Origin of the sequence: Promicromonospora kroppenstedtii, assembly GCF_044389675.1 — a bacterium.
Lineage (GTDB): Bacteria > Actinomycetota > Actinomycetes > Actinomycetales > Cellulomonadaceae > Promicromonospora > Promicromonospora kroppenstedtii.
In genome coordinates this window covers 21,185-33,021 of sequence record NZ_JBIRYI010000006.1, presented here as the reverse complement: position 1 = coordinate 33,021, position 11,837 = coordinate 21,185, and the positions used below count along the sequence as shown (strand labels likewise).

Below are 11,837 nucleotides of genomic sequence, written 5' to 3'. Positions count from 1 at the left end.
TCGAGCTGCCGACCACCTGACCTTTTGCCGACCACCCGACGTTCTACCGATCACCCGCACGGACGGCGACCGTGCGGCGGCGGGCGGCGCGGATCAGGGCCCAGCCGCAGGCCAGCAGCACGACGGTCAGCCCCAGTACGGCCGTGACGTCGGCGCCGGTCGCGGCGAGCCCCGCGCCGGGGCTGCTCGTGCCGGGACCGGATCCGCCCGGACCGGAGCCACCGGTGCCGGAACCTCCACCGGGGCCCCCGCCCGGCGGCGGGGTCGACCCGTCACCGGGACCGGGCGGCGTCGGGGAACCGGTCGGCCCAGGTGTGGGGGTGACCGTCGGCGTGGGCGACGGCGACGGCGTCGCGCACGTGACGGTGTTGGTCACGACGACCTCGCGGAACGGCAGCGCGGCCGTCGTCCCGTAGGGCAGCGCGGCCTCGGCCGGGTCGCCGTCCACGGACGTGACCACGGCGTCGTCGGCCGTGCAGTCCTCCGGCACCTGTGCGGTCTCGTCGACGGTGACGGCCTCACCGACGTCGTAGCCCTCGCGCGCCACGCCCCACGGCTGCGGAGCGGGCTCGGCGGCGCCCGGCCCGGTGAGGCTCGCCTGCGCCGTGAAGCCGTCGGGCTGCTCGCCGTCGGCGAAGGTCTCGCCGTCGATCACCCACTCCTTGTCGACGACGACGCCCGCCGACGGCCGGTTGTACACCGTGCACGAGACGAGCTCCGTCGCGGGCAGGTCGAGCACGAAACCGGGCCGGGCCGCGTCGTCGACGTTGGTGACCGCCACCGGGTCGCCCGTCGACCGGTTGACGCACACCGCGTTCTGCCCGCCGGGGGCCACCAGCTCGTACCCGGGCTGCTGGGTCTCGGCCACGGTGACGTCCGAGGTCAGCGTTCCGGTGGGGTACTCGAGGTCGAAGCTCACGCCGCCCGTGCCGTCGTCGGTGGTGGTCGCGGTCGCCGGGTCGACGGTCACGCCCGGCGCCGCCGCGCTCGCGTCGAACACCCAGCCCGCGCCGGCCGGGACGGACCCGCTGATGTCGTCGCCCGTGTTCTGCGCCGGGACGATCTCCTTGAACACGCTCACCGAGCCCTGGCACTGCGACAGCGCGAGGTCCTGCAGCGCGGCCCCGGCCTCGGCGTAGTCGTCGGCGTCGAAGTAGTCGGCCTCCAGCACGTTCGTGCCGTCGAACAGGGTCGGGCCCGAGAGGGCGCGCAGGTTGAGCTGTGTGACGTCGTCCACGCCGTCACCCACACCCAGGGCCACCAGGCGCGAGCCCTCGCCCTTGACCGCGTTGGCGGAGTAGATGCCGTTCTCCACGTCCCGGAAGTGCGTGGTCCCGCCGGTGCCGAGCAGCGGGTCGGCGCTGAACCGGGTGGGGTTGCCGTCGGTGATCACCACGGTGAGCTCGTAGTCCGGGGCCGCGTCGGCGACCGCCCACAGCCCGCGGTCCCAGTTGGTGCCGCTGCCCGTGGTCCAGTCGGCGTAGACGGCCTTGAACTCGTCCGCCCCCGCCTGGGTCGCGACGTTCGCCAGGTCGGGGACGTTGGCGCCGACGCTGGTGCTCGGCGAGGCGCCGTCGAACGAGAAGACGGCCATCCGCGACGGCGTGCCCACCAGCGCGTCGGTGAACGTGTCGGCCGCACCCTTGAGCGCCACGAGCTCGCTCGAGCTGACCGATGACGAGAGGTCGAGCACCAGCGCGACATCGAGGCCGCACTGCTCGGGCAGCGTCGGGTTGGTGCGGGACTGCTGCCAGACGCCCTCGGAGTCGGTCACCGGACGACCGCTGCCCGCGGTCCCGACCATGAAGTCCGACGTCGACGAGTACGTCGCCCCGGCCGCGAGCGCCGGCGTCTGGAACACGTACGGGCTGTTGGTGGAGCTGGAGCCCGAGCCGGGGCCCGTGCGCAGGTTCGGGTTCGTGAACCAGCCGGACGGCGCCTCGACCTGCCGAACGAACCACTGTGCCCCGGCGTTCGCACCGCCGGGTGCGGTGTCGGGGACCACGAAGCTGCAGTCGCCGTCCGCGTCCGAGGTGCACAGCCCCCAGTCCGGGTCCACGGGGTCGGCCGCGTCCGCGGTGGCGAACAGGCCGAGCGTCGTGCCGGCGAGCGGCGCGACGGTGCGGGTGCCGGTCCGGTCGCCGCCCACCACGACAGTGACCACGGACTCGTCGGGAGCGGGCGCCGGGACGGCCACGGGCAGCACCGCCGACCGGACCGGGGGCGGGCCCGAGGCACCGGCCGGGATGACGCCGGTACCGCCGAGGACGAGCAGTGCGCCCAGCGCGGCGCACCACGCCGTGCGGGACGGGGTTCGCCGAGTCATGGATCTCCTTCCGGCCCTTTCGGGCTGGCTGCCTGCCTGACCAGCACCCAGGCTCTCAAGCGGCCGGGTCCTTGTCGCGCCGACCGCGACCGCGCGTCGGCCGCACGCGATCCCGCGCGCACCTGGGACGCCGATGGCATCGTGAGCGCATGACGACTCCTCCTGCGGTGCGCGGCACGGTCCCGGACGTCGAAGCCGTCCTGGCACCGTTGGCGGGACTGCTGCCCGGTCTGCACGACATGTACGTGGACCTGCACGAGCACCCGGAGCTCTCGTACCAGGAGACCCGGACGGCGTCGATCGTCGCCGAGCGTCTCGCGTCCGCCGGCTACGTGGTGCACACGGGCATCGGCGGGACGGGCGTCGCGGGCGTGCTGAGCAACGGCGCCGGCCCCCGCGTGCTGCTGCGCGCCGACATGGACGCCCTGCCCGTCACCGAGGACACCGGGCTCCCCTACGCGAGCACCGTCCGCACCACCACTGCCGACGGCGTGGAGTCGGGCGTGATGCACGCCTGCGGGCACGACGTGCACGTCACCGCCCTGCTCGGCGCGGCCGACGTGCTGGCCCAGGGGCGGTCGCGGTGGTCGGGCACGCTGGTGGTCGTGTTCCAGCCGGCCGAGGAGCTCGGCACGGGCGCCCGCGCCATGGTCGACGACGGCCTGTACGACGTCGTGCCCCGCCCCGACATCGTGCTGGGGCAGCACGTCGCGCCCGTCGCGGCAGGCCTGCTCGGAGTGCACGGCGGTCCGGCGTTCGCCGGCACTGACATCCTGGGCATCCGCATGATCGGGCGCGGCGGGCACGGCTCCCGGCCGGAGGCCACCGTGGACCCGGTCGTGATGGCGGCATCGACGGTGATGCGCCTGCAGACGATCGTGTCGCGCGAGGTCGCCGCCGGAGAGTCAGCCGTCGTCACGGTGGGCACGCTCCAGGCCGGCACCAAGGAGAACATCATCGCGGACGACGCCCGGCTCGGCGTCAACATCCGCTCCTTCGACGAGGCGGTGCGGACGCGGGTCCTGGCCGCCGTCGAGCGGATCGTGCACGCCGAGGCCGACGCCGCGGGAGCACCGCAGCCCCCAGAGATCGTCCCGGGCGAGTCGTTCCCGCCGCTCGTCAACGACCCGACGGAGACCGAGCGCACCCGCGGTGCCCTGGCCGCCCACTTCGGCGCCGAGCGCGTCATCGACCCCGGCCCCGTCTCGGGCAGCGAGGACGTCGGCGTGCTCGCCACCGCAGCCGGGGCGCCGATCGTCTACTGGCTGCTCGGCGGCTGGGACCCGGCAGCGTTCTTCGCCGCTCAGCGGGCAGGCACCACGGACCGCGACATCCCGTCCAACCACTCGCCGAGGTTCGCCCCCGTGCCGCACCCGACGCTGGAGACGGGAGTGACCGCGCTGGTCGTGGCGGCGCTGGACCGCCTGGCGGCGCCGGGCACGGTCTGAGGTCCGCCGCCGGCACCGCCGGCGTGTCGCGGCCATACCGACCGACCGGCGTGTCGCCGCGGTAAAGACCACGCACAATGGGTGTGCTGCTGTCCGTAGACAACGTCTGCTCAGAGCAACACACCTGGCCGGACAACAGACACCCCGCGCGCCCGATCGCGACCTGCCCGACGCGGACCTCACGAAGCAGCCCTCACGAAACGACTTCTCAGGAACCAACCAGCATGGTTGGCTTCGGCCCGTGGAAATCATCGTGACCAGCGTCGTCGCCGTTGTCGGAACCCTGCTCGGCTCGCTCGCGACCCACTACTTCCAGCGCCGCAACCGCGCCGACGCCGAGCGCTTCGAACGCGGCGAACGCCTGCGCCAGGAGCGCGTCAGCGCGTACACGACGTTCGGCGGAGCGCTGGTCAACCTGCGCCGGGTACAGATCGACCGTTGGTTCGCCGAGCACCGGGAGCGCGCCGGAGACCCCGAAGCGCTCAGGTACGAGAGCTACCGCATGCGCACGAATGCTCTCGAAGCGCTCTTCCGGGTCCAGCTGGTGACGGAGTCCAAGGAACTGATCGAACTGGGCCAACAGGCGATGGACGACATCGACCTCCTCACTTCCGACCTCCCGGCCGAAGACCTCCCAAATGCCCGCGACGCGGCCAAGTCGAGCATCTTTCGCTTCGTGGACGCGGCCCGAAAGCACGTCGAGGTGGCGTAGAGAGCACGTCGTGCCATTGCCGACTCGCAGCTTCCGTTGTGTGGATCCTGCTCGACTCAGCAACCCGCAGATCTCTGGCGTGGGAGAGTGGTTCGATGATCGATCCGCAGAGCATTGATCTCGCCGATTTTCTGATCACCTGGTACGGGGCACCCAGCAGGGACGAGAAACCACTCCCTGCTCCGTGCGACTGGCTGCCGGAGCCCCTCAGGAATTGGCACACACTAGCTGCGCGATGGGACCTGCGACTCACCAGCACCACCACACTGGTCTCGCCCGAGAACCTTCATGTGGCCGACGACGGGATGGCCATATTCATGGTTGACGCGACCGGGGACTGGCGCTGGTGCTTCGACCCCGCCGAGCCCGACTTGGTCTTCGAAGCCGAGCGCTACGAACCATGGGAGAGAAGTTCAGAAACACTTTCTGAACTACTGGTCCATAACGCAGTGAGAGAAGTGGTCTACGGCGCCCCCGCCGGTAAACGTGCGGTCGCAGCGTCCGATGAAGTCCTGTCAGAAGTTCTCGCCACGATGGACGAGATCTCCTTCGGCCCCTGGAGATGGCCGACGCCCGGCTTCCGGACGTTCATGGGCAGCATGACAGTCGCCGAGGCCATCAGGTCGAGCTCCTCCTCGGGGTGGGACGTGGATGTGGTCGCGCCTACGCTCGGCAGGTTGTCCCACCTCGACCGATTGTCCGAGGCACACTGGCGTACCCGAGGGCAGTGACCGCCCTGATCTGGTGCGGGTGGTTGGGGTCGACAAACGGTCCCCACCACCCGCACGGCTTAGTTCGCGTTACCGATATATGGGGTCGACCGGAATATTCCACCTGCGGCATCCTTGAACACCACTGTCAGTGAAGTACCAGCAGGCAGCATGTCCTCCAGGGACCCGTCGCATGCACCGCAGACCTGCCGGACAGTACCAACATCTCGGAAATGCACATACAGGGTCGCATTCTGCATTCCAGGATTCTGTCGCATCAATGCGGCAGCTTGCGCTTCGAGGTGGTGGCCGAACCCGGCCCTTGTTCCAGGTGCCGGACTTCCGGCAACGCTTGGGTGGACGTTTCTCGCCCCAGAGGAAAGAGGATCAGCGAACCAACCCTGCTCTGCCGAACGTAGAGCACCTGTGGCTCCCCCCGGTCGGTCGAAGTGGTTGCCCGCCCGCTCTGCGGCCGCAAGTCCAGCCTTGTCGCAGTTATGGACGAGGACTGGTGTGGCACCAACGAGCACGTAGAAGGTGTGGTCACGGTCTACCGTGACGTTATGTGCTGCCGCGCGCTTGCGGTGGGCATCGACGGCAGCGACCTGGACCCAGGTGCCGGCACTGGTCTTGAGCCAGTCACCAGATTCGAGGTCGATTGCCTTGACCCAGGTGTGTTCTTCGGGGTTCCAGAACGGATGACCGTCCGTCGCGACGATCTTCTGGTTGTCACCGTCGTCGTCGCGGACCGTAACCGTGACTAGTGTCTTCATTCCCGCGCCGGTGATGCTGGCCGTCACGAGCCGCGAACCTGTGCGGTCACCAGTCTTCTCGTCCCCGGCCAAGACCTCGTCGCCAGGCTCGAGGTCCTCGATCCGCTTTCGGCTCCCGTCGGCCATGAGGACGCCAGTGCCAGACACGAAGCTGTTGCATGTGTCACCCTTGCCCGTAGTGTCGGCCTTCTTCTTCGCCGCCTGCGCCCGTGCCTTCGCCTTGGCCTCCGCCGCGAGCTGTTTGACCTTCGCATCAGCCGCAGCTTTGGCCTTTGCCGCCTTCGCCGCGGCCTCACGCGCGGCCTTCGCCGCCGCGGCCTTGGCCGCCTCCGCCGCCTGTTTCGCCTTCTTGGCGCCGGACAGGACCTTCTGCGCCCACTTCAGCTCGCTGGAGAAGGTCATCACGGCCTTGCCGGCCTTGTAGATGGCCTCACCGATCTTGGCGGCCTTGAAGATCTTGCCCCAGGGCAGCGCACCGACGACGAGCATCACGCACGCGCCGAGGTCGCCGTCCAGGCAGTCCATCAGGTCCGTGATCCCCAGGAACTCCATGAGGATCTGCCCGCCGGCCTCCAGGATGACGTCGAGCATCGACTTGCCCTGGAGCTGCTGCGCCTTCGCGATGTCCTCGGCGCTCGGGCCCTCGACCTCGGCGCCCGGGTCGTTCGGGTTGGAGGTGGTGCCCGCACCCGTGGGGGTCTCGACCGTGCCACCACCCGTCGGGCCCTCGAGCTCGCGCTCGCCCGTCGGGTCCGTGAACACCATCGGGTTGTTGCCGGCGTACGCGTACGGCGACGAGCCGATCGGCTGCGCACCCGCCGGGTCCATCGACGAGAACCGCCCCGTGCCCGGGTCGTAGTTCCGCGCCCGCATCGCGTAGTTGCCCTCGCCCGTCGTCGGGTCGAGGTACGCGCCGGCGAACCGCATCGGGTTCTTGATCTCGTCCAGCGGCTTGGCGTCCGCCAGCGGACCGACGCCGGCCAGCGGCTCGGCGTCGCCCGACGTGGCATCCGTCGAACCTGCGCCGGCGCCCCCACCGGCCGAGCCTTCACCAGCGGCCCCAGCCACCGACCCCGCCAGCGTCTCCCCCTGCCGCGGGTTGCCGAACGGGTCGTAGTCGTAGCCCTCCTCGACCTGCCCGTCCGCGGACAGCATGTTCGCCACGCCGCCCAGCCAGTCGTGCGTGTACGAGTGCGCACCGCCCTGCGCCTCCAGCAGCGCGAGCGGTTCGTCCGTCGGCCCGTAGGCGAAGGCCTGGCGGCCCTGCACCACGCCGTTCACGTCGGTCAGCGTGTCGACGGCGATGTTCTCCAGCGAGCCGTTGACGTCCCACGACCAGTGCCGCGTCGAGGCGCCCGCCCCGACACCTGTGATCGCGTCGAGCCGCATGCGCGTCGCGTCGTAGGTGTAGGTGGTCTGCACCCCGCCGACGGTCGCCTTGGCCAGCGTGCTGTCGATGTTGTACTCGAGGCGGTCGTCGCCCGCACGTGTCTGGTTGCCCAGCACGTCGTACTCGTACTCCTTGCGCTCCACCGTGGGCCGGCCGTCCTCCTTGCCGACCGTGACCTCGCGGAGCAGCTGGCTCGCGTGGTCGTAGGTGTACCGGGTCAGGTCGGAGCCCGCCGAGCCGGTGCGCTTCTGCTCGGTCCGGTTGCCCAGCAGGTCGTACTCGTAGGAGATCCGGCCCGCGTCCTTGCTCTTCCGGTCGCACTCCTTCGCCGCGTAGCAGGCCGTCGTCACCCGGTTCGCGTCGTCGTACGCGTAGGCGACCGCCTCGGTGACACCGCCGCGCGTCGTCCTCACGTGGGTCGGGTTGCCCACCGCGTCGAGCGTGAGGTCGAACGCCGAGACCGGGTCCTGCACCCCGTCGACGGGATCCCCGGTCCGTTCGGTGCCGATCGAGGTCAGCCGGCCCGCGTCGTCGTACGCGCGCTCCTCGGTCAGGCCGGTGGCGGCCGGGAGGGTGGTCGCCGTCCGCCGCCCGGCGATGTCGTAGGCGTACTCCCAACGGGCGCTGCCGCCGCCCACGGAACCGCCGGCCGCCGTCGTGGAGGCGAGGCGCGAGTCGTCGTCGTACGTCGAGGTGATCTTCGTGCCGTCGGGGTAGGTGCGCTCGGTGATGTTGCCGCGCTGGTCGTACCCGTAGGTGAAGGTCTCGTCCGCCTGGTTGGCCTCCTCACGGAGCACCTTGGTGATCTGGTCCTCGTCGTCGTACGTCACCGTGCGGAGGCCCAGCGGGTCGCCGTACGACGTCGTCCGGTCCTTCGCGTCGTAGCCGTACGTGTACTCCGGCCCGCCCGAGCCGACCTGCTGGCTGGTCAGCCGGCTGCGCAGGTCGTACACCGAGGTGATGGTGCGCTCGGCCCGCTCGGCGTCGCTCAGGTCCTCCAGGTCCTCGCGCCGGTCGGTCGTGATGGCGGTGAGCGCGTTCGACTCGGCGTCGTACGTCGTGTGCGTGGTGCGGCCCAGCGGGTCGGTCGCGGCGACGGGACGGCCTGCCTCGTCGTACCGCACGCCGCTGCGCCCGCCCTGCGGGTCGCGGACGCCGACCACGCGGCCGTCGTCGTCGTAGGCGAGCACCGTCGCGAAGGCCTGCGAGAACAGCGGCAGCTCGGGTGCGTCCGGCTGGCGCACGTGGCTGATCTGGTCATCGTCGCGGTAGGCGACGTAGGTGGTGCCGCCGCGCGCGTCGGTCACCTCGATCGGGCGGCTGTTCTGGTCGTACGTGGTGGAGGTCGTGTTGCCGAGCGGGTCGATCTCCCGCACGCGGTTGCCCGCCAGGTCGTACTCGTAGCGCGTGGTGAACCGGGCCTTGTCCGCGCCGTCGACGTTGCCGCGCGGCTCGGTCACCGACGCGAGCAGCCCGTCGTCCGTGTAGGTGTACGTCGTGACGCCGCCCACGGGCGACGTCTCCTTGATCTTGTTGCCGGCCGCGTCGTACTCGGTGCGGGTGGTCTTGCCGCCCGCGTCGGTGCGCTCGGTCTGCCGCCCGTTCTTGTCGTACCCCATCGTGGTGGTCCGGCCCTTGGTGTCCGTGACCGAGTCCACCTGTCCGGTGTTGCCGCGCTCGAAGCTGGACGTCTTGTTCAGCTCGTTGATCGACGCCGTGGTGCGGTCCAGCGCGTCGACCTTGATGTCCCGGTCCACGTGCTTGCCGCCCGGGTACGGCATGCGCATCCGGACCGGGTTGTCGTTCGCGTCGTAGAAGTACTCGGTGGTGAAGTCCGCCCTGTTCGCGCCCGGCACGTTGCCGCGCGGCGAGGTCACCGTCTTGACCAGGCCCTTCGCGTCGTACGTGTACGACGTCGTCAGGTCATCACCCCTCATCACCACGCTCTCGGCCTGGCGCCGTCCGGCGTCGGTGTAGGCGAAGGTCATGACCCGGCCGCCGGCCTCGACCTTCGACTGCAGGCCGTTGTCGAGGTAGGAGTAGGTGCTGACGACGCCCTCGGGCGAGATCTCCTTCGCGAGCCGGCCGACGTCGTCGTACAGCGAGCGCCAGCCGCGGGTCTTGCCCGGCTCGTCGACGCGCACCACCCGGTCCTGCTCGTCGTAGGTCGTCTCGGTCGTGTAGTGCCGCCGGTCGCGGGGGTCGCCGGTGCCGCGCGGGTCCGTCGCCGCGACCTGCCGGCCCGTCCGGTCGTAGCGGTACTCGCTGCGCCGCCCCTCCGGCGAGACGACGGCGGACAGCAGCCCGGCGTTCTCCGCGCCGTCCGGCAGGTACTCGTAGCGCGTGACCTTGTCCCGCTGGTCGGTCGTGGAGGTGCGCAGGCCCCGGTCGTCGTAGACGTGCTCGACGTCGTGGCCCTCGGCGTCGACGCTGCGGACCAGCTCGTCGAACTCGTTGTACGTGTTCTTCCAGACGTTGCCCTTGGCGTCCGTGAACTCGATCGGGTTGTTCCGGTCGTCGTACTTGGTCTTCTCGTCGAAGCCCTGCGGCGCCACGGCCTGCGTCGGGTTGCCCCGCCCGTCGAACTCGACCACATGCTGGTACTGGTTGCCGTTGACCACGAGGTTGCGGTCCAGGCGCTCGTTGTACCGGTGGTTGTCGGCGTCGCCGGTGCTGCGCTGGCTGTAGAGCAGCACGTTGTCGTGGTAGCCGTCGTAGATCGAGACGTCGTCGGCGTCGGTGCTGCGCGCCTCCTGCTTGTCGCCGTCCCAGGCGAACGTCATCTCCGCGCCGACGCCGTCACGCTGCGCCGCGACGCGCCCGTCGTCGCCGTACTCGTTGTGCACGGCCACGACCTCGTGCGGGTCGACCACCTGGGTCAGCAGGCCGTCGGCGTCGTACCGGTACTCCCAGACGTTCCCACGGGCGTCCTTGACCTTCGCCAGGAGGCCGTCGGCGTACTCGAACCTCACCTGACGGCGGTCCGGGAGCGTGATCCTCCGGATCAGGCCGTCCGTGAGCTCCGCGACGGCGGTGCGCCCCGAGGCGTCGGTGATCCGGACGTCGTCGAGGTCCTCGTCCCTGCCCCGGTCCTCCACGTCGACGTAGGCCAGGCGGACGCCGTCGTCCCGGGGGCTGAGCACCTCCGTGAGCCGCCCCTGCGCGCCGAACCGGTACGTCACCTGCCGCGGCGTGACCAGCTCCCAGCCGTCACCGGCGCGCTTCAGGTCCGAGCGCACGCCCGGCGGGCGCGTGTACCCGTCGCCGTCCGGCTCGTAGAGCGCCTCGGCGCCGTCCTCGGCGCGCACGATGACGCCGTCGTCCGTCTCGGTGACGCGCATGTCGTACGACCACGCCCAGCCGACGCCGAACGGTCCCTGGCGGTTGTTCGCCGAGGAGTACGTGCGCGCGCTGCCGAACGAGATGCCGTACGACGCCATCTGCAGGTCCCGCTCGACGCGCACGAAGGCGCCGGTCCCGGTGTTGACCCCCACGCCGCGCTGCGCCTGCCCGACGGCGGTCGGGGCCAGCGCGTTCTCGCACCCGCAGCCGGCCGCCTGGTCGTCCGGGATGCCCGGCGGCAGGATCGTCGCCCGCGCCTTCGACGTGCCTGACGGCTCGGAGACCACCTCGTCGCCGCGCGGCAGTACCGCCGCGACCGTCACGAAGTAGTCCTTGCCCTCCTCCAGCTCCCAGCCGTCCTCCGCGCCGAACGAGCGGCAGAAGTCGGCGCCACCGCAGAACCGCGGCCCCTCCAGCTCCGCGCGGGTCAGCCGCACCGACTCCTGCTCGGTCTGGTCGTCGCCCTCGTACAGCCGCACGACGGCGGCGGTCCAGTCCGGGTCGACGTCGCCGCTGGAGAAGTACAGGACCAGGGACGTGTCGCCGAGCACGAAACCCGGGCGCAGGTCGATCTCGGCGAAGCCTGCAGCGGCGGCGCTCGCCCGCGTGGCGGTGGGCGCCGTCAGCGCCCGCCATCTCGTCGAAGTGACCTCCGCGGGCTCGCCCTCGGCGGACACGGACTCCGGCACCACGGGCGGCCGCGCGTCCTCGGCGTAGGCGGTCGAGCGCCGCACCCCGTCCGGCATCGGGCGGTCGGCCGGGCCCTCCCCCGCCGTGGCCTGCGGCACCGCGGCCGACGTGCTGTCCGCCCGCACCTCCGGCGCGACGGCGATCAGCAGCGTCGCCGAGAAACCGACGGCCACCGCCATCGCCAGCCAGCGTCGCATCAGCCAGGTGCTGGCCAGGTGGTGTGCACGCGCCTCGGACATCGCCAACCCCCGTGTTGGTGTTTCCTGAGCAGTTTCCGGAACTTTCGTTTCCTGGGTGCTTACCCGACACCGAGTGTGATCATGCTGAACGCTTCCTACAACTGGTTTATCCGGCTTTTCCTGTTCACATGCATTTAGTAGCAATCAAAAGGGCAGGTCAGAGCGGTTTTCACCCTCGGAAAACTCCCTCGGATCCGACCTGTCGTC

The 11,837-nt window shown here is 70.6% G+C and carries 5 protein-coding genes; 3 read left to right on the top strand and 2 right to left on the bottom strand.

Annotated features, from left to right (window positions below; all coding sequences use genetic code 11):
- Positions 1-43: 43 nt before the first annotated feature.
- A complete protein-coding gene (locus tag ACH47X_RS10845) occupies positions 44-2,326 on the bottom strand; it encodes a hypothetical protein (protein WP_397404080.1) in 2,283 nt (760 codons plus the stop codon).
- A gap of 239 nt (positions 2,327-2,565) precedes the next feature.
- Between ACH47X_RS10845 and ACH47X_RS10840 the strand changes: the two genes are divergently transcribed.
- From ACH47X_RS10840 to ACH47X_RS10830, 3 genes are all read left to right on the top strand, one after another.
- Complete coding sequence (locus ACH47X_RS10840; protein WP_397404611.1) at positions 2,566-3,774, top strand: amidohydrolase; 1,209 nt, start codon at positions 2,566-2,568, stop codon at positions 3,772-3,774.
- Between the two features lie 241 nt (positions 3,775-4,015).
- A complete protein-coding gene (locus ACH47X_RS10835) occupies positions 4,016-4,486 on the top strand; it encodes a hypothetical protein (RefSeq protein WP_397404078.1) in 471 nt (156 codons plus the stop codon).
- Positions 4,487-4,581: 95 nt separating this feature from the next.
- Positions 4,582-5,217 (top strand): hypothetical protein, encoded by a 636-nt coding sequence (locus tag ACH47X_RS10830; protein WP_397404076.1) that lies wholly within the window; start codon positions 4,582-4,584, stop codon positions 5,215-5,217.
- Positions 5,218-5,276: 59 nt separating this feature from the next.
- Here the strand turns inward: ACH47X_RS10830 and ACH47X_RS10825 are convergent, their stop codons facing one another.
- Positions 5,277-11,630: an RHS repeat-associated core domain-containing protein gene (locus ACH47X_RS10825; protein ID WP_397404074.1), complete on the bottom strand. Its 6,354-nt coding sequence runs from the start codon at positions 11,628-11,630 to the stop codon at positions 5,277-5,279.
- Between the last annotated feature and the right edge of the window lie 207 nt (positions 11,631-11,837).

Excerpts from the sequence above, each read along its gene's own strand:
- ACH47X_RS10840 (WP_397404611.1), top strand. The coding sequence starts at position 2,566 with ATGTACGTGGACCTGCACGAGCACCCGGAGCTCTCGTACCAGGAGACC.
- ACH47X_RS10845 (WP_397404080.1), bottom strand. The coding sequence starts at position 2,326 with ATGACTCGGCGAACCCCGTCCCGCACGGCGTGGTGCGCCGCGCTGGGC.
- ACH47X_RS10830 (WP_397404076.1), top strand. The coding sequence starts at position 4,582 with ATGATCGATCCGCAGAGCATTGATCTCGCCGATTTTCTGATCACCTGG.
- ACH47X_RS10825 (WP_397404074.1), bottom strand. The coding sequence starts at position 11,630 with ATGTCCGAGGCGCGTGCACACCACCTGGCCAGCACCTGGCTGATGCGA.